The following is a 26,254-nucleotide window of genomic DNA, read 5'->3' as shown; positions in this document are numbered from 1 at the left end:
AAACGAACAAGCCATGTCGTTTACGACACATATGTCAAATATATTGAAAGTCCCCGGGACACTGGTTTAGGGTGGCGCATGTCTCGTGCCAATCACTCTAGTCGATTGGACAGCATCCCTGACGCGCCACGCGAAAGCCGGGGCGCTTCTATTTTTAATAAGAGGAGGACACTCGAATGACCACCCTGACCCGTGCTGACTGGGAACAACGAGCCCAACAGCTAAAGATCGAAGGCCGCGCGTACATCAACGGTGAATACACCGCCGCAGTCTCCAATGAAACATTCGAGTGCCTCAGCCCGGTCGATGGCCGTTTGCTGGGCAAGGTTGCCAGCTGCGATGCCGCTGATGCCCAGCGTGCCGTCGAAAACGCGCGCAAGACTTTCGACTCCGGTGTCTGGTCGCGCATGGCCCCGGCCAAGCGCAAAGCCACCATGATCCGCTTTGCCGGCTTGCTCAAGCAAAACGCTGAAGAGCTGGCTCTGCTTGAAACCCTGGACATGGGCAAGCCCATTACCGACTCTCTGGAAATCGACGTACCTGGCGCGGCCAACGCGCTGAGCTGGAGCGGCGAGGCCATTGACAAGATCTACGACGAGGTGGCTGCTACGCCGCATAACCAGCTGGGCCTGGTGACCCGCGAACCCGTGGGTGTTGTCGCGGCGATCGTGCCATGGAACTTCCCGCTGATGATGGCCTGCTGGAAACTCGGGCCTGCGCTGTCCACCGGTAACTCGGTCATCCTCAAGCCATCCGAGAAATCTCCGCTGACCGCCATCCGCATTGCTGCACTGGCCGTTGAAGCCGGTATTCCAGCCGGTGTGCTGAACGTACTGCCAGGCTATGGTCATACCGTCGGTAAAGCGCTGGCGCTACACATGGACGTCGACACCCTGGTGTTCACTGGCTCGACCAAAATCGCCAAACAACTGATGGTGTACTCCGGCGAGTCCAACATGAAGCGCGTCTGGCTCGAAGCCGGCGGCAAAAGTCCGAACATCGTGTTTGCAGATGCTCCCGACCTGCAAGCCGCCGCCGAATCGGCTGCCAGTGCCATTGCCTTCAACCAGGGCGAAGTCTGCACGGCCGGTTCGCGCCTGCTGGTCGAGCGCTCGATCAAAGACCGCTTCCTGCCGCTGGTCATCGAAGCCCTCAAGGGCTGGAAGCCTGGCAACCCGCTGGACCCGGCTACCACCGTGGGCGCACTGGTCGACACCCAGCAAATGAACACCGTGTTGTCGTACATCAAGTCCGGCCACAGTGACGGCGCCAAACTGGTGGCGGGCGGTAACCAGATCCTGCAGGAAACCGGTGGAACTTATGTTGAGCCGACCATTTTCGACGGCGTTAACAACGCGATGAAAATCGCTCAGGAAGAGATTTTTGGCCCGGTGCTGTCGGTCATCACCTTCGACACGGCTGAAGAGGCGATCCAGATTGCCAACGACACACCCTACGGCCTCGCCGCTGCCGTCTGGACTGCTGACATTTCCAAGGCTCACCTGACAGCCAAAGCCCTGCGCGCCGGCAGTGTGTGGGTCAACCAATACGATGGTGGCGACATGACCGCACCGTTTGGCGGTTTCAAGCAATCGGGCAACGGCCGCGATAAATCGCTGCATGCTTTCGACAAATACACCGAGCTGAAATCCACCTGGATCAAGCTGTAACAGCACACACGCAACACACGGTGGGAGCGGGAGTGCCCGCGGTGCAGGCCTGGGGGCTGACTCAGACTCTAGGCCTGCACCGCGGGCAAGCTCGCTCCCACTGTTATTTCCTCTCTCGAAAATTGAGTTATCCACAGGAGCGCAGACATGCGTTGGGCGACTTATTTCGCGGTGCTGGCTTCAATTCTCAGTGTCGGCCTGGCACTGGGCGTCAGCATGCCGCTGGTCTCCTTTCGCCTTGAAGGCTGGGGCTATGACGGATTCGCAATTGGCGTAATGGCGGCCATGCCTGCGGTGGGTGTGCTCGTGGGAGCCAGCGTGGCCAGCAAGCTGGCTGCCCGTTTTGGCACACCTGGACTGATGCGCCTGTGCCTGTGGGGAGGCGCACTGTCCATCGGTTTGCTGGCGCTACTGCCCAGTTACCCGGTGTGGCTGGTCTTGCGTCTGCTTATCGGCGTGGTACTCACGGTGATTTTTATTCTCGGCGAAAGCTGGATCAACCAGCTGGTGGTCGAACAGTGGCGCGGTCGCCTGGTGGCACTGTATGGCTGTGCCTATGCCTTGAGCCAATTGTCCGGCCCTCTGCTACTGGGCCTTATCGGTTCGGAGGATGACTACGGGTTCTGGATCGGCGTCGGCTTGCTGACACTGGCTCCCTTGCTGCTGATGGGTCGTGACGGAGCGCCGAGCACAGAAGCGTGCAGTGTGACATTCAAGGATTTGCTGGGGTTCTGTCGGGGAATGCCGGCCATCGCTTGGGCCGTGGCGCTGTTTGCAGCCTTCGAGGCGATGATTTTGACGCTGCTGCCCATTTACTGCCTGCGCCAGGGGTTCACGGCGGACATCGCACTGGCGATGGTCAGCACGGTGGTGGTGGGCGACGCCCTGTTGCAGCTGCCGATTGGCGCACTGGCCGACCGCCTGTCCCGCCGCTCGCTGTTTACCGGCTGTGCCGTGATGTTGATGGTGTCGAGCCTGGCAGTGCCATTGCTGCTCAATACGCTGCTGATCTGGCCGCTGTGGGTCATTTTCGGCGCCAGCGCTGGCGGGCTGTTCACGTTGTCGCTGATTCTGATCGGGGAACGCTACCGCGACGACGCGCTGGTGCGCGCCAATGCCCACGTGGCGCAACTGTGGGGCATCGGCTGCCTGATCGGCCCGCTGGCCGCCGGAGCCGGTAGCCAATGGATAAGCGGGCATGCGTTACCGCTGTTCATGGCCGCCGGAGCATTGGGGCTGGTCATCCTGGTATCGCGCCAGGGCGCATTCGGGACAGAAGCGGGCACCGGGGGGTGATTCAGAGCATCTTCTCCAGCCCGACACTTTTACTGAACCACGCATTGACCCGGCGCCACCAACTGCCCGGCTCACGCTTCAGCGTATGCAGCTGGCCGTTGTCTTCGGTCTCCCAGACGATTTCGCCCTGCTCCAGTTTCGGCTGGTAACTCAACGCCGGTGCCATACCTTGCAGGGCGAGCTTACGGGCTTCAGCAGCCAGTTGCGGGCTATCGACCAACACCCCGACCTCCGTGTTCCACAAACCCGAACGCGGGTCGAAATTGAACGATCCGATAAATGATTTTTGCTGGTCAAAAATCATTGCCTTGCTGTGCAGGCTCGAGTCCGAACTCATCCCTTTTCTGAACAGGTGCGGGCCACTGCCTCCGCCCACGCCCGGCTGGCGCCGCAGCTCGTAGAGCTTGACGCCGTGCTCGAGCAACGCCTTGCGATAAGGTGCATAGCCGCCGTGAACGACCGGCACGTCCGTGGCTTCCAGTGAATTGGTCAATAAACGCACATCGGCCCCGGCATCTGCGCGGCCGGTCAGGTACACAAGGCCGGTTTCGCCGGGCACGAAATAAGCCGAAATCAGGATCAACTCTTTGGTGACATTGGCCATGTCGGGCGCCAACTGCGTGGTCAGCAGTAAATGCGGGTCGGGCTCGCCTCTGGCCAGCACCTTGCTCGGCGCATCCCACAGCGCCTGATTCCAGGCCCATATCAGCTCTTGGCGCCATACGTCCAGCCGAGGATCCGTTTCATAGGAAGCCAGTTGCTCATACAGTGCGCGGTTGCGTTGTTGCGCCACCTTGAGGGAAGCCTCCAACTCGCTGCGCGCCTTGGACAGCTCACGCCCGGACAGGCGTGAAGACACAAAATCACCAATCGGCTGACTCAGGGCGCTGTTCCAGTATTGATCGAAGCTGTGCCCCAACTGCTCGGCCACCGGGCCGACGCCGAGCAGGTCGATGTCCGTGAAGTTCAGCTCAGGCTTGGCATCGAAATACTCATCGCCCAAGTTGCGCCCCCCGACAATCGCCACGCTGTTATCGGCCAACCACAGCTTGTTGTGCATCCGTCGATGCTGGCGCGAAAGATTGAACAGCCGCCCAAGGGCCCGTGTCACCCCGGTGCTGCGCCCCAATTGCAACGGGTTGAACAACCGGATATGGATATTGGGATGGGCACCAAGGGTGGCAAGCAGCCCGTCCAGGCTATCGCTGGCCGTATCATCGAGCAAAATCCGTACACGGACCCCGCGATCAGCGGCTTTGAGCAACTCGTCCACCAGCATGCGGGTGCTCAGCCCGTCATGGACGATGTAATACTGCAAGTCGAGGCTGCTCTGCGCATTGCGAATCAACTCGGCCCGGGCGCGAAACGCTTCACCGCTGTTGGGCAACAGGCGAAAGCCCGAACGCCCCATGTATGGTGCAGCTTGTGCTTGAATCGAACGGCCAAAGGCCGAGTCCGATGCAGGTAAAGCCTGTGTCGATTCACGGGGTACGTCCAAAGTGGCACAACCTCCCAGCCATAGGGTCAACAGCAGTACGCCGAGTGGTTTCATCGAAAGAGTCATCAAACGGTCTCTGCCAACAATTTGCTGGCCGCCATGGCAACCTTGCGCACAGCATCTTCGATCTGCGGCGTAGGCTTTGCAGCGTAGTTCATGCGCAAGCAGTTACGGTACTTGCCCGAGGCTGAAAAAATACTGCCCACCGCAATTTGCACCCCTTGTTCCAGCAATATTCGGTTGAGGCGCAAGCTGTCAAAACCATCAGGGAGCTCCAGCCACAGCATAAAACTGCCTTGGGGGCGGCTCACGCGCGTGCCCACCGGAAAGTAACGACTGACCCACCCCAGCATCAAATCGCGATTACGCTGATATTGACTGCGCATTCGGCGCAGGTGCGGCTCGAAATGCCCCTTCCTCAAAAAGTCGGCAATCGCCAGCTGCGGCTGCGGCGCGGTCGAGCCGGTGCTGATGTATTTCATGTGCAGCACCCGCTCCAGATAACGTCCCGGAGCGACCCAGCCAACCCGTAAACCGGGGGCCAGGGTCTTGGAGAATGAGCTGCACAGCAAGACTCGCCCATCATCGTCGAAGGATTTAATCGTGCGCGGGCGGGGGTAGGTATAGGCCAGCTCACCGTAAACATCGTCTTCGATAATCGCCACATCAAACCGCTGCGCTAACGTGACCAGCGCCCGCTTTCGAGCCTCGGGCATGATGTAGCCCAAGGGATTATTGCAACTGGGCGTGAGCTGGATCGCTTTGATAGGCCATTGTTCAAGTGCCAGCTCGAGGGCTTCCAGACTGATGCCGGTCAGTGGATCGGTCGGGATCTCGAGTGCTTTCATGCCTAACCCTTTCAAGGTTTGCATAGCCCCATGAAAGCTTGGCGAATCGACCGCTACGATGTCACCCGGCTCGCACACCGCGCGAATGCTGCACGACAGGGCTTCATGGCAGCCGGTGGTAATCACCAGATCGTCCGGCCCGAGATGACAGCCGGAATCGAGCAACAGGCGCCCGATCTGCTCGCGCAAGCTCAAGACGCCGTAGATATTGTCGTAATACAGCCCGGGCAAATCCTGGCGGCGGCTTATCTGAGCCAGGCTGCGCAATAACGGCTTGATGGTCGGCGTGGTGACGTCCGGCATGCCGCGCCCCAACTGAATTACATTTTTTTGCGGGACCGAACGCACCAGCTCCAGCACCTGCTCCCATTGCGAAATTTCCACCGGCCGTTGCGCTGGCCTGCTCATGACCGGCAAAGCGTGAAGCTCACGCTCCACTGGCACAAAGTAGCCGGATTTCGGGCGAGGCGACGCCAGCCCGTTGTCTTCCAGCAAGCGGTAAGCCTGCTGCACCGTGCTCAGACTGACGCCATGTTCGGCGCTTAACGCCCGTACCGACGGTAAACGGTCGCCGGGGCGATAAAAGCCCTGTTCGATACGCGTGCCAAGTAAGTCGGCGAGATTAACGTAAAGGGTCATGGCAGAACTCTCGGCAGATAGACGAACGACGAACCAGTACAGATGGTGCAAAAACAGAGGATTCAGCAGCTAAAAACGCTATCTGTATGAGCGTAAAAGCACGCTGTTGAATCTGTCATGGTTTTTGGTGCAGCGCCATCATGCTGACTCATGACATTTGAGTCAAAAGGGAGCGTCCAATGAATGGTTTGAGCGATGTACGCCTGACACTGCATAACCCGCAACTTCAAGCCGAGCACGAGCTCGGCCACGGAGTCTATCCAACTACCAGTGCGCCTCAAGGGTTAAGCCGTTGGGCCTTGTTCTGGCACCGCTCGCGCACCCGCCGCGCCTTGCTCAACCTCAATGAACAGCAACTGCGCGACGTGGGCCTGAACCGCCACCTGGCGCAATGTGAAGGGCTAAAACCGTTTTGGCGCTCTTGACCCGCGCACACGCTGTAAATGTCGTAGCCACTGCCGAACGCTACGCCCGATTGCGAAGCGGTTGTAAATGCAAAGGTGTCGGACTTAGCTGACACACCGCCGGACGCAGCCTTCGGCAGCGGCTCCGTTTTTTAGCGCAGCTCTTTCAGCCGGTGCCAGAGCATCCCTAACGCCAGCAAGGGTGAGCGCAGGTATTTGCCGCCCGGGAAGGTGATATGCGGGACTTGGGCAAACAGATCAAAGCCATCACTGTGCTGCCCGCTGATGGCCTCGGCCAACAACTTGCCAGCCAGGTGGGTGGCGTTCACCCCGTGCCCTGAATAGGCCTGTGCGTAATACACATTGGGTTGATCCGGCAGTCGACCGATTTGCGGCAACCGATTGGCGCCAATACCGATCATCCCGCCCCACTGGTAATCAATTTTCACGTTGGCCAGATGCGGGAATACATCGAGCATTTTCGGACGCATATAGGCGCCAATATCCTGCGGATCCCGTCCCGAATAATGACAAGCGCCACCAAACAGCAAACGCCGATCAGCCGAAAGCCGGTAATAGTCCAGCGCTACACGCTGATCGCACACCGCCATATTTTGCGGCAGCAAGGCATGGGCCTGGGCTTCGCTCAATGGTTCAGTGGCGATGATGTAGCTACCGGCTGGCAGCACCTTGCCGCTGAGCTGAGGGTTCAAGTCCTTGAGATAAGCATTGCAACCCAGCACCAGGCTCTTGGCCCGAACCGTCCCCTGCGCCGTGTGCACACGGACTTCAGAACCATAATCGATACGGGTCACCGCTGAGTGCTCGAACAGGCGTACACCCAGCTGTGCCGCGGCAGCAGCTTCGCCCAGCGCCAGATTCAACGGATGCAAGTGCCCCGACCCCATATCAACGAGCCCTCCGACATAGCGATCCGAGCCCACCACACTGCGCACCTCATTCGCTTGCAGCAGGCGGAGTTCGTGACGATAGCCCAAACCTCGCAACTCTTCGGCTTCCTCGGCAAAGCCCTCAAGGTCACGCGGCTTGTTGGCCAGGTCACAATAGCCCCACGTCAGGTCACACGGGATATTGAAACGCTCGACACGCTGGCGAACGATTTCCACCGCCTCCAGCCCCATCAGTTTCATGTGCCGCACACCGTCTTTGCCGATGATGCCTTCAAATTGTTCGAGGCCATGACCGACACCGCGAATCAGTTGCCCGCCATTACGCCCGCTGGCCCCCCAGCCGATCTTGTGCGCTTCGAGCAGCACCACGCTCATGCCACGCTCGGCCAGCTCCAGTGCTGTGTTCAGGCCCGAGAAGCCACCCCCGACCACGCACACATCCGCCACATGCTCGCCTTGCAACACCGGGTGGTCGGGTTGCGGCAAGCTGCTGGCGGCATAGTAAGAGGCGGTGTGCTGGCTGCGCTGAACCGGGGCGTTCATGTGCGTAATCCTGATATTTGTGTTTGGAAAATTTTACGGAGCATAAGCCGGGCCATTCCCAAGGAGCAAGAACAGCCGGACGGCGCTGTCTAGAGCAGGCGTTTTCAGGCAGACTTTGCGGCCTTTACACATCCGGTAAGCTTTAGATGAGCTGTAACAGTCACAAGATCCACTTTCTCAGGCAACAGATTCCGTCGTTTGAATGCGTACCGGGTTGCCACGACTGCTGCGGGCCCGTGACCACCTCATCCGAAGAAATGGCCCGCTTGCCGCGCAAAACCGCGGCCGAGCAAGAAGCCGCCATGGATGAACTGAACTGCGTGCACCTGGGCCCCAACGGCTGCACCGTGTACGAAGAGCGGCCGCTGATCTGTCGCCTGTTCGGCACCACGCCGACCTTGCCGTGCCCTAACGGACGCCGCCCCGTGGAACTGATCCACCCAAGCGCCGAGAAGTTGGTACATGAATACATCGCCAGCACCCGGCAGGTCCTGGTTTAAGGGCAGAGTGCAGGTCAGTCCGGAATTGGCAAGTTCAGGCTTTCCTTCACTTCCTCCATCACGATGTAGCTCTTGGACTCCCGTACGTGGGGCAGCTTGAGCAAGATATCGCCCAACAGTTTGCGGTACGAGGCCATCTCGCTGATCCGCGCTTTTACCAGATAGTCAAAGTCGCCTGAAACCAAATGGCATTCCAGAACATGGGGCAGTTTCAGCACAGCCCGTCGAAATTCTTCGAATGTATCGCCTGACTTGTAATCGAGGCTGATCTCAACGAATACCAGCAAACTGCCCTGCAGATGCTGCGGATTGAGCCGTGCGTTGTACCCCATGATGATCCCTTCGCGTTCCAGCCTGCGTACCCGCTCGGTACAAGGCGTGGTCGACAGTCCCACCTTGTCTCCGAGCTCGGTAAAAGAGATCCGGCCATCAGCCTGCAGGATGCGCAAAATATTCCGGTCAATCTTGTCCAGTTCCCGCTTGGTTTGATGATTTGTACGCATAGGAGATTCTCCTTTGTCAAAAGCGTTTTGGCCGAGAATTGTCGCCAAATATAGCTGGTTATATAGTGAAATTCACTGGCCAATGCTTCTTATACTGCGTCCATCTTCGCTTTGAACAATAAACGTCAGCGGCTGGCCGCGATGAGGGAAATAAATATGCGAGTTATGGTACTGGGTGGCGGCGTTATTGGTACTGCCAGCGCCTATTATCTGGCCCGAGCCGGTTTCGACGTTGTCGTTGTGGACCGTCAGCCAGCCGTTGCAATGGAAACCAGTTTTGCCAACGCCGGCCAGGTGTCCCCAGGCTATGCTTCGCCGTGGGCAGCGCCAGGCGTTCCGCTCAAAGCCATCAAATGGCTGCTGGAACGCCACGCCCCTTTGGCGATCAAGGCCACCGCCAATATCGATCAATACCTGTGGATGGCGCAGATGCTGCGCAACTGTACCGCCAGCCGCTATGCCGTCAACAAGGAGCGCATGGTACGTCTGTCCGAGTACAGCCGTGACTGCCTCGACGAATTGCGCGCCGAAACCGGCATTGCTTATGAAGCCCGTAACCTCGGCACCACCCAATTGTTCCGCACACAGGCGCAACTGGATGGTGCAGCCAAGGACATCGCGGTACTCAAGGAGTCCGGCGTTCCTTTCGAGCTGCTCGACCGTGCCGGGATTGCCCGGGTTGAACCGGCATTGGCCAGCGTCACCGACATTCTGGCCGGAGCCCTGCGACTGCCGAATGACCAGACGGGCGACTGCCAGATGTTCACCACGCGCCTGGCGGAAATGGCGAAGAACCTTGGCGTGGAGTTCCGCTTCAGCCAGGACATCCAGCACCTGGACTTCGCGGGCGACCGGATCAATGGCGTCATGATTGACGGCAAGCTCGAAACTGCTGATCGCTATGTACTGGCCCTGGGCAGCTACTCGCCGCAAATGCTCAAGCCGCTGGGGATCCGTGCGCCGGTGTACCCGCTCAAGGGTTACTCGCTGACCATCCCGATTACCAACTCGGACATGGCACCGACTTCGACCATTCTCGACGAAACCTACAAAGTCGCGATTACCCGTTTCGACAACCGCATCCGTGTCGGTGGCATGGCTGAAATCGCCGGCTTTGATCTGTCGCTGAACCCGCGTCGACGTGAAACCCTGGAGATGATCGTCAACGACCTTTATCCTCAGGGCGGCGACCTGACCCAGGCCAGCTTCTGGACAGGCCTGCGTCCGACGACGCCGGATGGCACACCGATTGTGGGCGCAACCCCCTACAAGAACCTGTTTCTGAACACCGGTCATGGCACACTCGGCTGGACGATGGCCTGCGGTTCCGGTCGCTTCCTCGCTGACGTGATGGCCAGAAAGACCCCGCAAATCAGCACGGAAGGCCTCGATATCTCTCGTTACGGCACCCACAAGGAGACTGCAAAAAATGGCAATCCAGCGCCAGCTCACCAATGAACGCATGAGCCAGGTCGTCGCTCATAACGGCACCGTGTACCTGTCCGGCCAAGTGGGTGACGACATGAATGCGGGGGTTGAGCAGCAAACCCGCGAAACACTGGCCAATATCGAACACTTGCTGGATCTGGCGGGCACCGACAAAAGCCAGATCCTGTCGGTCACCATCTACCTCAAGGATATCGATGCCGACTTTGCCGGCATGAACAGCGTGTGGGACCAGTGGCTGCCTAAAGGTGTAGCACCGGCTCGCGCCACAGTTGAAGCCAAGCTGTGCGAACCGGAGATCCTGGTCGAGCTGTCCGTCATCGCCGCGCTGCCTTAACATCGGGCATCGAGTACCGCCTCTGTGCGGCACAACGCGCGGTTAAACCTGCGCGTCAGTGCCGCTTTTTCTTCCTCCGCCGTTAGAAGCCCGCCGCCATGCGCCCAGCCCGTGCCCTGATCGATCTTCAAGCCCTGCGTCATAACTACCAACTGGCCCGCGAAGTGTCGGGAGCCAAGGCCCTCGCCGTGATCAAGGCCGATGCCTATGGACACGGCGCGGTACATTGCGCCCAGGCTCTGGAAGCCGAAGCCGATGGGTTTGCCGTGGCCTGTATCGAAGAGGCGCTGGAACTGCGTGCCGCCGGCATTCAGGCTCCGGTTTTGCTGCTCGAAGGCTTTTTTGAAGCCGATGAACTGCCGCTGATCGTCGAGCACGGGTTTTGGTGTGTCGTGCATTCGCTGTGGCAACTCGATGCAATCGAACGCGCCAACCTCGCCCAGCCGATCCAGGTGTGGCTTAAACTCGACACGGGCATGCACCGTGTCGGCTTGCACCCCACCGACTACAAAATCGCGTATCAGCGCCTGCAAGCCAGCGCCAACGTGGCCAAAATCGTCCTGATGAGTCACTTTGCCCGCGCCGATGAGCTGGACTGCACCCGCAGCGAAGAGCAACTCGCGGTCTTCCAGGCCGCACGCGCCGACCTGTCTGCTGAAATCAGCTTGCGTAACTCTCCATCAATCCTCGGCTGGCCTGCCGTGCCTAGCGACTGGGTGCGCCCAGGCTTGATGCTGTACGGCTCCACGCCGTTCGAAGAAGCCCAGGCTCAAGCCTCACGCTTGCAACCGGTGATGACGCTGGAGTCCAAAGTGATTTCCGTGCGTGAATTGCCCGCTGGCGAACCGGTAGGGTATGGCGCGAAATTCATCACATCGAAACCAATGCGCATCGGCGTCGTGGCCATGGGTTATGCCGACGGTTATCCACGTCAGGCACCTACCGGCACACCCGTATTGGTTGCCGGTCAGCGCAGCCAGTTGCTGGGGCGGGTCTCGATGGACATGCTGTGCATCGACCTGACGGATATTCCGCAAGCCGGCCTCGGTTCGAGCGTTGAGTTGTGGGGTAAAAATATCCTGGCGAGTGAGGTGGCAGATAAAGCGGACACTATTCCTTACCAGATTTTCTGCAACCTGAAACGCGCGCCACGCCTCTATTCCGGGAGCTGATGGGTTGTAGCCAAAATGCGGGGCCAAAAGGGCACGCAGGTTTGAAGTCGAAGTGTTGTAAATACTGAACGCTATCGCCATGATGGCGGCTTCTCGACTTGAATCTGATCCCTAGGAGGCTCCCGCATTGGACGTCGGTGAACGACTGCAATCCATCCGCAAACTGAAAGGCCTGTCACAGCGTGAACTCGCCAAGCGCGCGGGCGTCACCAACAGCACCATTTCGATGATCGAAAAGAACAGTGTGAGCCCTTCGATAAGCTCCCTGAGAAAAGTGCTGAGTGGCATCCCCATGTCCATGGTCGAGTTTTTTTCCGAAGAAATCCTTCAGGAAAAGCCGACACAGATTGTCTACAAAGCCAATGAACTGATCGATATTTCAGATGGCGCCGTGACCATGAAGCTGGTCGGCAAGGCGCATCCCAGTCGAGCCATTGCATTCCTCAATGAAATTTATCCACCGGGCGCAGACACCGGGGACGAAATGCTGACCCATGAAGGCGAAGAAACCGGAATTCTGGTCGAAGGTCGTCTCGAGTTGACCGTAGGTCTTGAGACCTTCGTGCTTGAAGCAGGTGACAGCTATTATTTTGAAAGCTCCAAGCCACACCGCTTCCGTAATCCGTTCGACGTTGCGGCGCGACTTATCAGCGCAGCAACACCGGCTAACTTCTAATAACCAGAGGCACCCTGTATTTACAGAGGTACCCGGCGCTGCATTTCGCCACCTCTATTCCCCCTTTGTCTTTAGGGTTGTTTCAGAGTGGCGGGCTAACCGTTATACTTTCGCCCGCCCGCGAAACCGTGGTTGTGGGCGTGACTAGCCACCATTGAGGGTGTACGCGTGAACCTAATTATGAAAATGCTGGCCATACCAGCAACAGTAATGGCCCTTTGGGCAGTCAACGCTCAAGCAGCGACCAACGATGACATCGCAAAACGCCTCGAGCCCGTTGGCAAGGTCTGTATCCAGGGCGAAGAATGCAAAGGCATGGACGTTGTGGCCTCTGCAGGCGGCGGCGGTGGAATGACCCCCGATGACATCATTGCCAAGCACTGCAATGCATGCCACGGCACCGGTCTGCTGGGCGCACCCAAGATCGGTGACACCGCAGCCTGGAAAGAGCGCGCCGATCACCAGGGAGGCCTCGACGGCATCCTGGCCAAGGCCATCACCGGTATCAACGCCATGCCGCCAAAAGGCACGTGCATGAGCTGTTCCGATGAAGACCTCAAAGGTGCCATCCAGAAGATGTCTGGCTTGAAGTAAGCCGACCTTCTCCAAAAAAGCCGCTGATGGGCGGCTTTTTTGTGCCTGAAGGTTTTGATCTGCTCTCTGGTCTTTGCAACCAACAACCGTCACTCTCTGTCACATCTCTATTCACGGATGGTTTTGGAGGCTCAGATGGTGCAATCCTGTTCGATCGAGAATGCAGTGGATGATGTGCTGGCGCGTTTACCCGCACATATCCACCTCGGTCTGCCGCTGGGTCTGGGCAAAGCCAACCGCTTCGTCAACGCGTTGTATCAGCGGGTCAAGCGATTACCCGAACGTCAGTTGACGATCTACACCGCTTTAAGCCTTGGCCGTCCCATGCTGGGCGATGGGTTGCAGCGACGTTTTCTGCAGCCCTTTATTGAGCGGGTATTTGGCGATTACATTGAGCTGGATTATCTGGCGGATCTGCAGCGTGATGCCGTGCCCGACAACATTCAGATCGAGCAGTTTTTTTTGCAACCAGGCAGCTTGCTGAACAGCCCCACCGCTCAACAAAATTACGTCAGCAGCAACTACAGCCACGCTGCCCGCGACATCAATGCTGCTGGCTTGAATCTTGTGGCACAACTCATCGCGCGTCATCCCCGAGACGCGAACCGCCTGAGCTTGAGCTGCAATCCCGACATCACCCTCGATTTATTGCCAATGATCGCCAAACGGCGAGATGCCGGTGAAACCATTCTGATGCTGGGCCAGATTCACCGCGACTTGCCCTATATGCCGGGCGACTCAGAACTCAGCGCCAATGATTTTGACCTGCTGATCGAGGACGAAGAGTGCACCACGCTGTTTTCTACGCCCAATATGCCGGTGAACACCCAGGACCACTTCATTGGCCTGCACGCCAGCACGCTGATTCGCGACGGCGGTACGTTACAAATTGGTATTGGCGCCATGGGCGATGCCTTGAGCGCAGCGTTGCTGGCACGGCATGCCGACAATCCGCGCTATCGCGCCCTGCTCGACGAGATTGATACCACACCTTGGCGCACGCTGATTGAACACCAAGGCGGCGTCGAACCGCTCGCTCAGGGCTTGTATGGTTGCAGTGAAATGTTTGTACACGGGCTAATGATGCTGGTGGATGCCGGCATTGTACGGCGCAAGGTTTACCCGGATGCCGAACGACAGGCCCAAGCCAATGCTGGCACTCTGAATGAAAGCCTTCACACCGATGGCGTCAGTGTTCACGGCGGCTTCATTCTGGGGCCAAGCAGCTTTTACCAACGCCTGCGGGATCTGCCCCCTGACAAGCGCGCCGAATTCAACATGACGGCTATCAGCTATATCAATGAGCTGTATGGTCAGGAAGATCTGAAGCGCCTGCAACGGCGTGATGCACGCTTTGTGAACAGCGCCTTTACCGCCACCTTGCTGGGGGCCGCCGTAGCCGATCAGCTGGAGGATGGGCGGGTGCTCAGCGGGGTCGGCGGGCAATATAACTTCGTCGCCCAGGGTCACGCCCTGCATGACGCACGCTCCGTCATCATGTTGCGCAGCTGGCGCGAGTCGGGTGGCGAGGTGAGCTCGAATATCGTCTGGGAATATGGCCATTGCACCATTCCCCGGCATTTACGTGACATCGTGGTGACCGAGTACGGGATCGCCGATTTACGTGGCAAAACCGATCGCCATGTCATTGAAGCGATGCTGAACATCAGCGACTCACGCTTCCAGACCGAACTGATCGAGCAGGCACAGCAAATCGGCAAGCTGCCCAAGGACTTTTGCCTCGATCCACGCTTTGCCGATAACAGCCCGGAACGCTTGCTGAAGATTGCCGCGCGCCATGCCCCCTTGTTCCCGGAATACCCGCTGGGCAGCGATTTCAGCGCGCAGGAGCAAGACCTGCTACGAGCGTTGAACTGGCTCAAAAGCAAATTCAAACTCACGCAGATCTACACGCTGGGCAGAGCTACGCTCGACGCACCTTCGCCGCAGGCATTCCCCGAGCATCTGGCGCGCATGCAGCTCGCGCAGCCCGAAGGGCTGCGCGAGGAGCTCTACCAGCGTCTGCTGCTGGCCGGGCTACAGGCCACCGCTAAATAACGGGGCCAATCTCCTGCAGGAGCGAGTTTGCTCGCTCTTACAAAAAGGTCACAACGCCGCCAGCCAGAGATTTAACCCGTGCCAGGGACTCAACGCGATAGCCTTGAGCGTCCAGCTCGGCACGGCCGCCCTGGAACGACTTCTCGATGACGATACCCAGGCCCGCAACGGTCGCGCCGGCTTGTTTGATGATCGAAATCAGCGCCTGCGAAGCTTTGCCGTTAGCCAGGAAATCGTCGATAACCAATACACGATCGCTGCTGGTCAGGTGTCGCGGAGAAATCGCTACAGTGCTTTCAGTTTGCTTGGTGAACGAGTAAACCGTGGCCGACAGCAGGTTCTCAGTCAGGGTCAGCGACTGATGCTTGCGTGCGAAAATCACCGGAACGCCCAGATTCAGGCCTGTCATCACAGCCGGGGCAATACCCGAAGCCTCAATGGTGACGATCTTGGTGATGCCCGCATCTTTGAACAAGCGCGCGAACTCGTCGCCGATTTCTTGCATCAGCTTCGGATCGATCTGATGATTCAAAAAGGCGTCAACCTTCAAAACCTGATCGGAAAGCACGATGCCTTCTTCGCGAATTTTCTTGTGCAGTGCTTCCAACGTAACGTCCTCAAATAGCGCCTATGCGCTGAAGGTAGAGTAAAAAATAGTCAAGTTTAGCGTTTTAGCATCGCGCGTATATCGGCCAATGCCGTATTTCCGCGAACCGCTTTCACTTCGGTGGGGGTATCGTCGTTGCCTTCCCAGGCCAAATCGTCCGGCGGCAACTCATCGAGAAAACGACTCGGTGCACAATCGATGATTTCGCCGTACTGCTTGCGCTTGGCGGCAAAGGTAAACGCCAGCGTCTCGCGTGCACGGGTAATCCCCACGTACGCCAGTCGACGTTCTTCTTCGATGGTATCGGCCTCGATGCTGGAGCGGTGCGGCAGAATCTCTTCTTCCATGCCCATGATGAACACGTAGGGAAATTCCAGGCCTTTGGAAGCATGCAGCGTCATCATCTGCACACCTTCGGCACCGTCTTCCTCTTCCTGCTGACGCTCAAGCATGTCACGCAACACCAGCTTGCCAATGGCTTCTTCGATGGTCATGCCACCGTCTTCGTCTTTTTCGAGGGTGTTTTTCAACGCCTCAACCAAAAACCAGACGTTGGACATGCGGTAGTCCGCGGCCTTTTCGCTGGAGCTGTTGGTACGTAGCCAGTTCTCGTAATCGATGTCCATGATCATGCTGCGCAGCGCTGAAATAGGGTCTTCACCCGAACACTGCTGGCGAACACGGTCCATAAAGCGCTTGAAACGGCCCAGACGGTCAGTAAATCGTGCGTCCAGATGTTCACCCAGGCCTATTTCATCGGTCGCGGCATACATCGAAATTTTGCGTTCGGTGGCGTAGTTCCCGAGCTTTTCGAGCGTGGTCGAACCGATTTCACGACGCGGAACATTGATCACCCGCAAGAAGGCGTTGTCGTCGTCCGGGTTCACAATCAGCCGAAAGTAGGCCATCAGATCTTTAACTTCCTGACGCCCGAAGAAGCTGTTACCGCCTGACAGGCGATAAGGAATCTGATGGTGCTGAAGCTTCAGCTCGATCAGCTTGGCCTGGTAGTTACCGCGGTACAGGATCGCAAAGTCGCTGTAGGGCCGATCGGTCCGTAAATGCAAGGTGAGGATCTCGACCGCCACGCGCTCGGCTTCAGCGTCTTCGTTACGGCAGCGAATGACCCGAACCTCATCGCCGTGCCCCATTTCGCTCCACAGTTGCTTCTCGAACGCGTGTGGGTTGTTGGCGATCAGAATGTTGGCGCAGCGAAGAATCCGGCTGGTGGAGCGATAGTTTTGCTCCAGCATCACCACTTTCAGGGACGGGTAATCGTCCTTGAGCAGCATTAGGTTTTCCGGGCGGGCACCGCGCCAGGCGTAAATGGACTGGTCGTCATCGCCCACCACAGTGAACTGGTTACGCTTGCCGATCAGGTACTTCACCAGCAAATACTGGCTAGCATTAGTGTCCTGGTATTCATCCACCAGCAGGTAGCGGACCTTGTTCTGCCACTTCTCGAGAATGTCGGCGTGTTCCTCGAACAGCTTCACCGGCAGCAGGATCAGGTCGTCAAAGTCCACAGCGTTATAGGCTTTGAGCGTGCGCTGGTAGTGGGTGTAGACGATGGCCGCCGTCTGTTCCTTGGGGTTGCGCGCGTTTTCGAGCGCCTCGGGCGGCAGGATCAGGTCGTTTTTCCACGAGCCAATCATGTTCTTGATTTCGTCGACCCCATCATCGCCCGAGTATTCCTTTTGCATGATGTCGGTCATCAGCGCTTTGACATCTGCTTCGTCAAAGATCGAGAAGCCCGGCTTGTAGCCCAGCCGGGCATGCTCCTTGCGGATAATGTTCAACCCCAGGTTGTGGAACGTGCAAACCGTGAGCCCCCGACCTTCGCCCTTCTTGAGCAAAGTGCCCACTCGCTCTTTCATCTCGCGCGCGGCCTTGTTGGTAAAGGTCATGGCGACGATGTACTGGGCACGGATGCCGCAGTTCTGAATCAGATGCGCAATTTTGCGGGTGATCACGCTGGTTTTGCCGGAGCCTGCGCCGGCGAGCACCAAAAGAGGGCCGCCGACGTAGCTCACGGCTTCTTGCTGCCGGGGATTGAGTCGGGACATGACGAGTCAGGGGGTCGTATATAAAAAGGGCAGGCATTTTAACAGGCTGAGCAGATAATGCTGCCTCTGTGCGACAGTGTGACGTAGCCCTCTATCTAAATTTTCCGCTTTTGTTACTTTCGCGCAGGATGCCGGACAGATTTAAGGTTAATGTTGGAATAAAATCGGCAATATGTATTTGATAATCCATGTCATTTGCCCCCTGTAAACTTGCACGTCATACTGCCCATCGCCTGTTTTTTTGCAGAGTCTAGGGAGCTAGCTTGTCTACGCCTGTCGAACCCTTGCGTTTGCTGCTACTGGCCGAAGAGCCATTTTGGGCAGCGTTATTGCGCGAGTGTCTGGCGCCCATGGGAAGCACGGTTTTACTGATTTGCGCGCCGGACTGGGAGTCTGTGAACTACCTGTTCGAGGCCGATCGAAATGCCCTGCTCCTGACCACCCCGGCCCTGCAACCCGCGCCGGGCCGTTGCCGCTTGTCCAGCGTATTGCTGCTGGATACCGAGCCGGATGTTCCGCCCCAAGGGGTCAGCGACTGGTTGGTGGCGGCCACCCTGAACACCGATGTCCTGCGGCGCTGCCTGCGTCATGTGCGCGAACGCGGTGTGCTTGAACACACTTTGCAGCGCCTGGCCGAGGAAGACCCCCTGACCGGTATCGCCAACCGGCAAGGTTTCCAGACACTGCTGGCGGTGCGTCTGGCCGAAAATGAAGGCCGTGGCATTGCCCTGGGTCACCTGGATCTGGACAACTTTCGCCATGCCAACGACGCCTTGGGCCATCAAGCCGGCGACCGCTTGATCCTGCAAGTGGTGGCACGCCTTAAAAGCCAGCTCGAAGCCGGTGATCAAGTGGCCCGCTTGGGCAGCGACGAATTTGCCCTGGTGATCGACACCCGGCGAGCGCCCGAGCGCGCGGAGTGGATGGCCGAGCGGATCATCGAAGTGATGGCTGAGCCTTACTGGGTCGATGGCGAAAGCCTGCTGATCGGCTGCAGCCTGGGCATCGCCCACGCACGCGCCAACGCGGGTGCCGACCCTTTGATGTGGCATGCGCATATCGCCATGCAGCAGGCCAAAAACACCCAGGGCTGTACGTTTTACCTGTTCGACGAGCGTATCAACCGCAACGCCCGCAGCCTCGCAGACCTCGAAAGCGAGCTGCGTCGCGCCTTGCGACGCAACGAACTGGAACTGCATTACCAACCGCGCCTGGACCTCAGCAGCGGGCAGATTGTCGGACTTGAAGCATTGGTGCGCTGGCGCCACAGCGAGCGCGGCTTGCTCGCACCCAGCGAATTCGTACCGCTGGCCGAGCAAAGCGGCCTGATCGTGCCTTTGGGGTACTGGGTTATTTCGCGGGCCCTGCGTGACATGCAAACCCTGCGTGAAAACAAGCTGGCACCGCTGCACATGGCAATCAACCTGTCGTTCCGCCAGTTCCAGGACAGCCAGCTGCTCTCGACCCTCAGCCGCCTGATCACCGAGCGGGGTGTCGACGCTCAGTGGCTGGAATTCGAACTGACCGAAACTGCCGTCATGCGCCGCAGCGAACTGGTCAAGCAAACGATGGATGCCCTGGGACGACTCGGCGTACGCTTCTCGCTGGATGACTTTGGTACCGGGTTTTCATCGTTCGTGCACCTCAACAGCCTGCCGATCACACTGCTCAAAATCGATAAAAGCTTCGTCGGCGGCATGGAGAGTCGCGAAGAGAACCGTAAGCTGGTGCACGCCATGATTAATCTGGCTCACAACCTCCAGCTGCAAGTCGTTGCCGAAGGCGTCGAAACCCCCGAGCAGTTAGCGTTGCTACGCGATTTTGGCTGCGACCAGGTGCAAGGCTACTTCATCAGCAAACCATTGCCGCTGGTGGAGCTGGTTGAATACTTGACCCCACAAGCAGGACAGCAGGTGTCATACGCGATCTGAGCACGGCACGCCAGCGCCTACACCGTCATGGCCGCTGCGTTCGCCGCCTTGCGCTCCCGTTTGAGCATACGCCGTACTTTCCACTCGAATGCCAGCGTCAAACTCACAGAGGCGCACGCCAGGCCCAGGGCCAGGCCCCACCACACGCCGGTTGGCCCCCACTCGAAAGTAAACGCCATCAGCCAAGCCATTGGCGCACCAATGACCCAATAGCAGAAAAGCCCGACCAGGAAGGTCGTCTTGGCATCCTTGAGCCCACGGATAGCACCCATGGCAATGGTTTGCGCACCATCAAAGAGCTCAAACCAGGCCGCCACCGCCAACAGGCTGACCGCCAGTTCAAACACCGGGCGAAACGCGGGATCGTTGTAGCCCAGGAACAGGCCGATCAGCTCCTTCGGCCAAAACCAGAACACGAATGAAAAACCAAGCATCACCGCCGCACCAAAGCCGATCCCGACCCGCCCTGCCAGCCGCGCCCGCACCAGATCACCACCGCCATAATGCTGACCGATGCGCATGGTAATGGCGTACGACATGCCCGCCGGGACCATGAACGCCACCGATACGATCTGCAACGCAATTTGGTGGGCGGCCAGTTGCGTACTGCCCATGGTGCCCATGCAGAGCGCAGCGAAGGCAAACAATCCGACCTCCACCGCATAGGTGCCACCAATGGGCAGACCGAGGCGCCACAACTCACGCAGATAGGTCAGATTAATCCGCGACAGCCCCTTGCTGATCGGATAAGCCTCGTAGGCCGGATGCCGATGAATATGCCAGGCCAGGCCCAGCGCCATGCAGGTCGCCACAATGGCCGTCACCAGGCCAATCCCCATCAGGCCCAGTTTTGGCAGGCCGAACATGCCGGTAATCAGCGCGTAATTGAGCAAAAAGTTGGCTACCGTGCCGATCAGGCTGATCACCATCACCGGCGTTGCACGCCCCATCGCACTGGTAAAGCCGCGCAAGGCCATGAATGTCATGTAACCGGGCAGGGCAAATGGCAATAGCAGCAAGAATTGCCCTGCCGCCTCTACGTTCGTGGGCGTCTGGCCGAACAGCAACAACAACGGCTTGATGTTCCACAGCATGACCGCGCCCGCTAATGCCAAAGCCCAGGCCAGCCACAGCCCGGCCTGGGTCAAGCGCGTCGCGCCCTCAATATCACCGGCGCCCTGACGAATCGACACAAGGGTGCCCACGGCAGCGATCACACCAATGCAGAAAATCGACACGAACGAATAACTGGCGGCCCCAAGACTTCCGCCGGCCAGTGCCTCAGGACTCAAGCGAGCCATCATCAGCGTATCGGTCAGTACCATCAGCATATGTGCCAACTGCGAGGCAATCAGCGGCCCTGCCAGCCGCAAAATGGCCCGGAGTTCGATACGTGCAGAATGCTGTTTGATCATCAGTTCGATTTCTTTAGATACGTTGAAAGGCTTGATTCTCGGCGCCTTGAGTGTTTTAAGCAAAGGGATAAAAACGATCCCTGACATAATTAAAACTCATGTATTAGTACAGATATGCTGCCTTTTCCTGCTGAATTGTCGGAATAAACCTCATGCCTCGTAATCTTCCTCCACTTTATGCCTTGCGTGCCTTCGAGGCCGCCGCTCGCCATAGCTCGTTTACCCGCGCGGGCGAAGAGCTGTCGATTACCCAAAGCGCTGTCAGCCGCCATATCAAAACCCTGGAGGCGCACTTTGCCTGCCGGTTATTTCAGCGCAACGGCCGTACTTTGCAACTCACTGAAGCCGCCCGCTTGCTCCTGCCCGGGGTTCGCGAAGGGTTTAGCGCCCTGGAACGCGCCTGCACCACCTTGCGCGCCGAAGATGACATCTTGCGCATGAAGGCCCCCTCAACCCTGACCATGCGCTGGCTACTGGCCCGACTCAGTCGCTTTCGACATTTACAGGCCGGCAACGAAGTGCAACTGACCAGTGCCTGGATGGACATCGACCATGTGGACTTCAATCAGGAACCCTTCGACTGCGCCGTGCTGCTGAGCAATGGTCACTTTCCGCCAGACTGGGAGGCTACGTTGCTGTTCCCGGAAATGCTGATCCCGGTGGGCGCGCCCAATTTGCTGAACGAGCAACCGTGGGATGCCAAACGGCTGGCGGCGACCGAATTGCTCCACCCCACGCCTGACCGCCGGGACTGGCGTCGCTGGCTCGATTGCATGGGCCTCGGCGGGCAAGTTTCGCTCAAGGGCGGACAAGTGTTCGACACTCTGGAACTGGGCATGATCGCCGCCGCCCGAGGCTACGGAATTTCGATGGGAGACCTGCTGATGGTCGCAGAAGACGTTGCCCAGAATCGCTTGAGCCTGCCGTTCTCAGCAGCCGTGGCCAGCGGCGAGAACTACTATCTGGTATGGCCAAAGACCCGCCCCGGCGGCGAACGCTTGCGCCGCTTGAGTGATTTTTTGCAGCAAGAAGTCGCCGCCATGGAATTGCCGGAGGTAGAACGGCTGGGCTAACAGCTCTGCCGACATAATTATCTATTTGCCTAGGCAATTTCAGAATCCACCTACAAAGCCGCCCCGGCAACCCGCCATAGACTGCTCGCTTCCACTCAAGGCGAAGGCGAGCAGCTCATGGCGAATAACAGTTACATGACCATTACCGGGACCACCAGCGGTCTCATGTCGGCCGGTTGCTCTACGCCCGCCTCCATGGGCAACAAATGCCAAGCCACCCACGCCGACGAAATCATGGTGCTGTCCGTCGACCACAACCTGTTCAGCGGTCATAACACCAACCAATTTGGCAGCAATGCCAAACACCAGCCCGTCGTCATCAGCAAATACATCGACAAGTCCTCGCCCTTGCTGGCCAAGGCCCTGGACGACGGCGAAAGCCTGAACTGCATCATTCACCTTTACCGTTCCTCACCCACCGCCACAGGCGAAGAGAAGTACTTTCGCATCGAACTGCGCGAAGCACGCATTGCCCACATCAACCTCAGCGTGCCCACCGCAACCTCAAAGGGCGACTCACAACCCATCGAATACGTGGCCATCCGCTATCAGGACATCATCCTCGAACACATCGCCGCCCGCACCAGCGCTGGCATGTCCTGGCTGACCAAAAATGAATGATCCGCGCTGCACCCAGGCAGACGTCGACCAGGCCGGCGAAGAACTCATCGCCCTCGGCCGCAAAGCCTGCGCCCTGCACATCAATGACGGCGTTGCGCGGCTCAGTTTCATGAGGCAAGTAGACGCGTTTGTCGACGAGATTGTTCAAGATGTTGTGGACGGGGTTATCAGCGCGCAAGAAGGGCTGGAGACGTTATGGGAAGAGTATGAGGCGCTGAGGGGGAAGGTGGGGTTTTATATGCAGAATGGGATTACTGTGGCGGGTGGGGCTGCACAAGTTGGCACGGGGGTTGGCATAAGCTGGGGATCTTCTGGAGTTGCAGTTCCTCTGGGGGGCCTCTACGTCAGCCACGGCTTGAACAATATATACGAGGGAGCTGGAAACATTCATAACGGGTCGAGCATGAGTAGCACCACAGGACCTTTGAGAAAAATCTACCAAGACACCATGGGCGGGGTCCACGAAGGAAACATTTTATATGGCATTAATGACTTAGGCTTGTCAGTGGGCGGACTGGCGTGGCTGGTACGTAAACCAAATTCGTTCCAATTATTCAGACAAGACCTCATAAATTACACGCGTGCATTCAGACAAATGAGCAAACCAGCCTTAACCTTTGAAATTATCGTTAACATCTACACGATACAATCAATGAAGCAAGAAGAGCCTCCCGAATAAAACGCTTGGGCCACTACCAAAACTTACGTAATCGTGGAGCATAAAAAAGCACAGCCCATGTTGCTACCACCGAATAAACCACTCCAAGTAAAATACGTCTAGGACCTACGTCTATGGGAATTAATTGTGCAAGGCACCACACAATAATCACCGAAAAGGTCATAGCGCCAGCCAAAACAGCCAAATACATACCTGCTACGGACAGCTTGTTTTTTAAGTCCATACATACACCCAAGAAAAATTCTTTGAAAATCTCCGAACCCATTAAAACATTCTGCGCAACAAGTATTTATTGCACTTAATTCACCCACAGCCGCCATCCTGCCAATGATTTTTTCTCACGTTGCGGTAATAGCTTGCGCATCACCGGCATCAAGCAGTAATAAATCACGAGCGCAAGCACAACAAATGCAATCGTTCTAACAGCAAAAATTGTACCCCCACCAACCGGCATAAAACGGTCAATCCAAAAAACAATAGGTGCTGTATAAAACACGCTGGTCGCCAGCACTATTAAATACACCCCAGCTCGGGTACTAAGCCTAATATAAACATGACTGCCCACACCCCCAATAAATCCACCACACTATACCTGCCCTTGGTTATGCCTTCCCACCTCCAAAACTTTCATTTACCACAATTACTGCGAGTACTACTTATATAAAAGAATCACCTCATCCCACCAAAAGACATTTCTTACAAATAACAAACATATTCCACACCCATCACCCACTCACCGGCCGGTACTGCAACGCTTCCGCCAGGTGTTTGCGCTCAATGCATTCCACCTGTTCCAGGTCCGCCAATGTGCGCGCCACTTTCAGCAACCGATGCGCCGCCCGAAGTGACAAGGTCATGCGCTCGCAAGCGGTCTCCAGCCAGGTGTTGTCCACTTCGCTCAGACCACACTGGGTTCGCACACCCGGTAGATCGAGGAAGGCATTGGCGCACCCTTGGCGTTGCAACTGCCGTTCACGTGCCTTTGCCACTAACGCGGCGGCGTTGGCGGTGGTGTCGCCAGAGGCGAGCGGGGGGTTGAGTGCGGTGGTTTCACGGGCCACGGTGAGGTGCAGGTCGATGCGGTCGAGCAGGGGGCCGGAGAGTTTGTTGCGGTAGCGCTGGATCTGCTCCGGGGTGCAACGGCAACGTCCGGTGGGTTCGCCCAAGTAACCGCAAGGGCAGGGGTTCATCGCAGCGACCAGCTGGAAGCGCGCCGGGAAGCGCATCCGGTCCCGGGCGCGGGCAATCACGATAAACCCGGACTCCAGGGGCTCTCTTAAGACTTCCAGCACTTTGCGATCAAACTCGGGCAGCTCATCAAGAAACAACACGCCATGATGGGCGAGAGTGATTTCCCCCGGCTGCGGTTTTGAGCCGCCTCCTACCAGCGCCGGGCCGGACGCTGAGTGGTGCGGCTGCCTGAACGGACGCTTCGGCCAGCAACTCAAGGGCACATGACTGGCCACCGACTGGATGGCTGCCACCTCCAGCGCCTCTTGCTCGTTGAGCGGTGGCAATAACCCCGGCAGGCGGCTGGCCAACAGGGTTTTACCCGTACCGGGCGGGCCGGTGAACAGTACATTGTGGCTGCCCGCTGCCGCGACCAATAACGCCCGCTTGGCCGAGAGCTGACCTTGTACATCGCTCAGGTCCGGATAAGGTTGGCTCACATGCAACAAACCACTGGCTGCATAAGGCTCAATCGCCCCACGGCCTGCAAAGTGCGCCACGACCTGCAATAAATGCTCGGCTGCGATGACGGTCAATCCGGACGCCAGACAGGCTTCTTCCGCATTCGCCAGCGGCACCACCAGGGCCCGACCTGCCGATCGCGCGGCCAAGGCAGCCGGCAATACACCCTGGACTGGCTTGATGGCCCCCGACAATGCCAGCTCACCCAAACATTCCACGTGTACCAGCGCCGGTGCGGGTAATTGCCCGCTGGCCGCCAAAATGCCCAGTGCAATAGCCAGATCAAAGCGCCCGCCATCCTTGGGCAGATCGGCAGGTGCCAGGTTGAGGGTAATGCGCCGGGCAGGGAAATCCAGCCCGGAATTGAGAATCGCACTGCGCACACGATCCTTGCTTTCCTTGACCGCGGTTTCAGGCAGCCCGACCAGTGTCAGCGCCGGTAGGCCATTGGCCAGATGCGCCTCGACCGTGACACAGGGAGCTTCGACGCCCACTTGGGCACGGCTGTAAACGATAGCCAGCGACATGACTCATTCCTTGAGTTCGCAAAAAGACATGGTGCGCGAATCAGGATCAAAGAGCAGGGCGGGAATGGATACGGAATGTGTGCTCGATCGTCTGCCAAACGGCTACTCACGTGACGACTACAAGGCTTTCGTTCTCAGATCTTCGGCAAAGCGCAGCAAGTAGCCATCAGGATCGGGCACCAGGAAGTTTCGCTCGCCAAACTGCAGGTCGTTACTGCGATACCAGCACTCTTCCAGCGGTTTGCGCAGGCGGTGTCCGGCGGCTTCAAGACGGGTGATCAGGGTTTGGGCGTCTGGGCATTTGATCGATAGGTTCATGCCTTGACCAAAGGGCGCTTCGAGCGGGCCGACACGCCAGGCGGACTCTTCAAGATCGTCCTGCTCCAGCATCAACTGGCTGCCATGAAAGGAGAGAAAGGCGAATAGATGCTCGGGCCGCTGGTATTCAATACCAAAGCCAAGTACCCCGCAGTAAAACTGCAGGCTGCGCGCCAGGTCCGAGACAATCATCTCGGGCACCAAGCGGTTCATGACCAACATATAAAAAC

The 26,254-nt window shown here is 57.9% G+C and carries 24 protein-coding genes; 14 read left to right on the top strand and 10 right to left on the bottom strand.

Annotated elements, in window-relative coordinates; genetic code table 11:
* Nucleotides 1-176 precede the first annotated feature (176 nt).
* Both DQN55_RS00430 and DQN55_RS00425 read left to right on the top strand, forming a co-directional pair.
* Nucleotides 177-1,670, top strand: coding sequence for an aldehyde dehydrogenase (locus tag DQN55_RS00430; RefSeq protein WP_048381387.1), 1,494 nt, complete (start codon nucleotides 177-179; stop codon nucleotides 1,668-1,670).
* A 147-nt stretch (nucleotides 1,671-1,817) separates the two neighbouring features.
* On the top strand, nucleotides 1,818-2,966 hold the full coding sequence (locus DQN55_RS00425; protein WP_048381389.1) for an MFS transporter: 1,149 nt from the start codon (nucleotides 1,818-1,820) through the stop codon (nucleotides 2,964-2,966).
* A 1-nt stretch (nucleotide 2,967) separates the two neighbouring features.
* On the opposite strand, the gene DQN55_RS00420 is transcribed toward DQN55_RS00425, so the two are convergent.
* Both DQN55_RS00420 and DQN55_RS00415 read right to left on the bottom strand, forming a co-directional pair.
* Nucleotides 2,968-4,518 (bottom strand): phospholipase D family protein, encoded by a 1,551-nt coding sequence (locus DQN55_RS00420; protein WP_088500021.1) that lies wholly within the window; start codon nucleotides 4,516-4,518, stop codon nucleotides 2,968-2,970.
* Nucleotides 4,519-4,529: 11 nt separating this feature from the next.
* Nucleotides 4,530-5,951 carry an aminotransferase-like domain-containing protein gene (locus DQN55_RS00415; RefSeq protein WP_048381391.1) on the bottom strand — a complete coding sequence of 474 codons (1,422 nt, stop codon included), beginning with the start codon at nucleotides 5,949-5,951 and terminating at the stop codon, nucleotides 4,530-4,532.
* A gap of 179 nt (nucleotides 5,952-6,130) precedes the next feature.
* Between DQN55_RS00415 and DQN55_RS00410 the strand changes: the two genes are divergently transcribed.
* Entirely contained in the window at nucleotides 6,131-6,376 is a 246-nt protein-coding gene (locus DQN55_RS00410; protein WP_048381392.1) for a DUF1127 domain-containing protein, read from the top strand.
* A 131-nt stretch (nucleotides 6,377-6,507) separates the two neighbouring features.
* Here DQN55_RS00410 and DQN55_RS00405 read toward each other — a convergent pair whose 3' ends face one another.
* Nucleotides 6,508-7,809, bottom strand: a complete 1,302-nt coding sequence (locus DQN55_RS00405) for an NAD(P)/FAD-dependent oxidoreductase (protein WP_048381393.1) — start codon at nucleotides 7,807-7,809, stop codon at nucleotides 6,508-6,510.
* Between the two features lie 146 nt (nucleotides 7,810-7,955).
* Between DQN55_RS00405 and DQN55_RS00400 the strand changes: the two genes are divergently transcribed.
* A complete protein-coding gene (locus tag DQN55_RS00400; protein ID WP_048381394.1) occupies nucleotides 7,956-8,309 on the top strand; it encodes a YkgJ family cysteine cluster protein in 354 nt (117 codons plus the stop codon).
* 14 nt (nucleotides 8,310-8,323) lie between these two features.
* Here DQN55_RS00400 and DQN55_RS00395 read toward each other — a convergent pair whose 3' ends face one another.
* The gene (locus DQN55_RS00395; protein ID WP_048381396.1) at nucleotides 8,324-8,812 is read right to left on the bottom strand and encodes an Lrp/AsnC ligand binding domain-containing protein; all 489 of its coding nucleotides are present in this window, start codon (nucleotides 8,810-8,812) and stop codon (nucleotides 8,324-8,326) included.
* Between the two features lie 156 nt (nucleotides 8,813-8,968).
* Between DQN55_RS00395 and dadA the strand changes: the two genes are divergently transcribed.
* The 6 genes from dadA (at nucleotide 8,969) to DQN55_RS00365 (ending at nucleotide 15,095) form a co-directional block, all read left to right on the top strand.
* Nucleotides 8,969-10,270: a D-amino acid dehydrogenase gene (dadA, locus tag DQN55_RS00390; protein WP_048381398.1), complete on the top strand. Its 1,302-nt coding sequence runs from the start codon at nucleotides 8,969-8,971 to the stop codon at nucleotides 10,268-10,270.
* A complete protein-coding gene (locus tag DQN55_RS00385; RefSeq protein WP_048381400.1) occupies nucleotides 10,242-10,595 on the top strand; it encodes a RidA family protein in 354 nt (117 codons plus the stop codon). Before dadA ends, DQN55_RS00385 begins: the two co-directional genes overlap by 29 nt.
* Before the next feature lie 98 nt (nucleotides 10,596-10,693).
* Nucleotides 10,694-11,767, top strand: coding sequence for an alanine racemase (gene alr, locus DQN55_RS00380; RefSeq protein WP_048381402.1), 1,074 nt, complete (start codon nucleotides 10,694-10,696; stop codon nucleotides 11,765-11,767).
* A gap of 127 nt (nucleotides 11,768-11,894) precedes the next feature.
* Nucleotides 11,895-12,443 (top strand): cupin domain-containing protein, encoded by a 549-nt coding sequence (locus tag DQN55_RS00375; protein WP_003437848.1) that lies wholly within the window; start codon nucleotides 11,895-11,897, stop codon nucleotides 12,441-12,443.
* Nucleotides 12,444-12,623: 180 nt separating this feature from the next.
* Complete coding sequence (locus DQN55_RS00370) at nucleotides 12,624-13,037, top strand: c-type cytochrome (RefSeq protein ID WP_048381404.1); 414 nt, start codon at nucleotides 12,624-12,626, stop codon at nucleotides 13,035-13,037.
* Nucleotides 13,038-13,172: 135 nt separating this feature from the next.
* Nucleotides 13,173-15,095: an acetyl-CoA hydrolase/transferase C-terminal domain-containing protein gene (locus tag DQN55_RS00365; RefSeq protein ID WP_048381406.1), complete on the top strand. Its 1,923-nt coding sequence runs from the start codon at nucleotides 13,173-13,175 to the stop codon at nucleotides 15,093-15,095.
* 37 nt (nucleotides 15,096-15,132) lie between these two features.
* Here the strand turns inward: DQN55_RS00365 and DQN55_RS00360 are convergent, their stop codons facing one another.
* The gene (locus DQN55_RS00360; protein WP_048381408.1) at nucleotides 15,133-15,702 is read right to left on the bottom strand and encodes a xanthine phosphoribosyltransferase; all 570 of its coding nucleotides are present in this window, start codon (nucleotides 15,700-15,702) and stop codon (nucleotides 15,133-15,135) included.
* A gap of 56 nt (nucleotides 15,703-15,758) precedes the next feature.
* The gene (gene rep, locus DQN55_RS00355) at nucleotides 15,759-17,768 is read right to left on the bottom strand and encodes a DNA helicase Rep (RefSeq protein WP_048381410.1); all 2,010 of its coding nucleotides are present in this window, start codon (nucleotides 17,766-17,768) and stop codon (nucleotides 15,759-15,761) included.
* Nucleotides 17,769-18,031: 263 nt separating this feature from the next.
* On the opposite strand from rep, the gene DQN55_RS00350 reads away from it, so the two are divergent.
* Complete coding sequence (locus DQN55_RS00350) at nucleotides 18,032-19,699, top strand: putative bifunctional diguanylate cyclase/phosphodiesterase (protein WP_048381412.1); 1,668 nt, start codon at nucleotides 18,032-18,034, stop codon at nucleotides 19,697-19,699.
* A gap of 17 nt (nucleotides 19,700-19,716) precedes the next feature.
* Here the strand turns inward: DQN55_RS00350 and DQN55_RS00345 are convergent, their stop codons facing one another.
* Nucleotides 19,717-21,114: a NorM family multidrug efflux MATE transporter gene (locus tag DQN55_RS00345; protein ID WP_048381713.1), complete on the bottom strand. Its 1,398-nt coding sequence runs from the start codon at nucleotides 21,112-21,114 to the stop codon at nucleotides 19,717-19,719.
* A 152-nt stretch (nucleotides 21,115-21,266) separates the two neighbouring features.
* Here DQN55_RS00345 and DQN55_RS00340 point away from each other — a divergent pair, with 152 nt between their 5' ends.
* From DQN55_RS00340 to DQN55_RS00330, 3 genes are all read left to right on the top strand, one after another.
* Nucleotides 21,267-22,187, top strand: coding sequence for a LysR substrate-binding domain-containing protein (locus DQN55_RS00340; protein ID WP_048381414.1), 921 nt, complete (start codon nucleotides 21,267-21,269; stop codon nucleotides 22,185-22,187).
* 117 nt (nucleotides 22,188-22,304) lie between these two features.
* Nucleotides 22,305-22,808, top strand: coding sequence for an Hcp family type VI secretion system effector (locus DQN55_RS00335; protein ID WP_048381416.1), 504 nt, complete (start codon nucleotides 22,305-22,307; stop codon nucleotides 22,806-22,808).
* The gene (locus DQN55_RS00330) at nucleotides 22,801-23,487 is read left to right on the top strand and encodes a DUF4225 domain-containing protein (RefSeq protein WP_048381418.1); all 687 of its coding nucleotides are present in this window, start codon (nucleotides 22,801-22,803) and stop codon (nucleotides 23,485-23,487) included. Before DQN55_RS00335 ends, DQN55_RS00330 begins: the two co-directional genes overlap by 8 nt.
* A gap of 298 nt (nucleotides 23,488-23,785) precedes the next feature.
* On the opposite strand, the gene DQN55_RS22235 is transcribed toward DQN55_RS00330, so the two are convergent.
* The 3 genes from DQN55_RS22235 to DQN55_RS00320 all read right to left on the bottom strand — a co-directional run bounded on the left by DQN55_RS22235 (nucleotide 23,786) and on the right by DQN55_RS00320 (nucleotide 26,246).
* Nucleotides 23,786-23,998 carry an ATP synthase subunit B family protein gene (locus DQN55_RS22235; protein WP_126514198.1) on the bottom strand — a complete coding sequence of 71 codons (213 nt, stop codon included), beginning with the start codon at nucleotides 23,996-23,998 and terminating at the stop codon, nucleotides 23,786-23,788.
* Nucleotides 23,999-24,212: 214 nt separating this feature from the next.
* Nucleotides 24,213-25,706 carry a YifB family Mg chelatase-like AAA ATPase gene (locus DQN55_RS00325; RefSeq protein ID WP_048381420.1) on the bottom strand — a complete coding sequence of 498 codons (1,494 nt, stop codon included), beginning with the start codon at nucleotides 25,704-25,706 and terminating at the stop codon, nucleotides 24,213-24,215.
* Nucleotides 25,707-25,823: 117 nt separating this feature from the next.
* Nucleotides 25,824-26,246, bottom strand: coding sequence for a bleomycin resistance protein (locus DQN55_RS00320; protein WP_048381422.1), 423 nt, complete (start codon nucleotides 26,244-26,246; stop codon nucleotides 25,824-25,826).
* Nucleotides 26,247-26,254 lie beyond the last annotated feature (8 nt).

Source organism: Pseudomonas taetrolens, from assembly GCF_900475285.1.
GTDB classification, from domain to species: Bacteria; Pseudomonadota; Gammaproteobacteria; order Pseudomonadales; family Pseudomonadaceae; genus Aquipseudomonas; species Aquipseudomonas taetrolens.
Note: the sequence above shows the minus strand (reverse complement) of the source record. Positions and strands in the feature narration are given on the sequence as shown.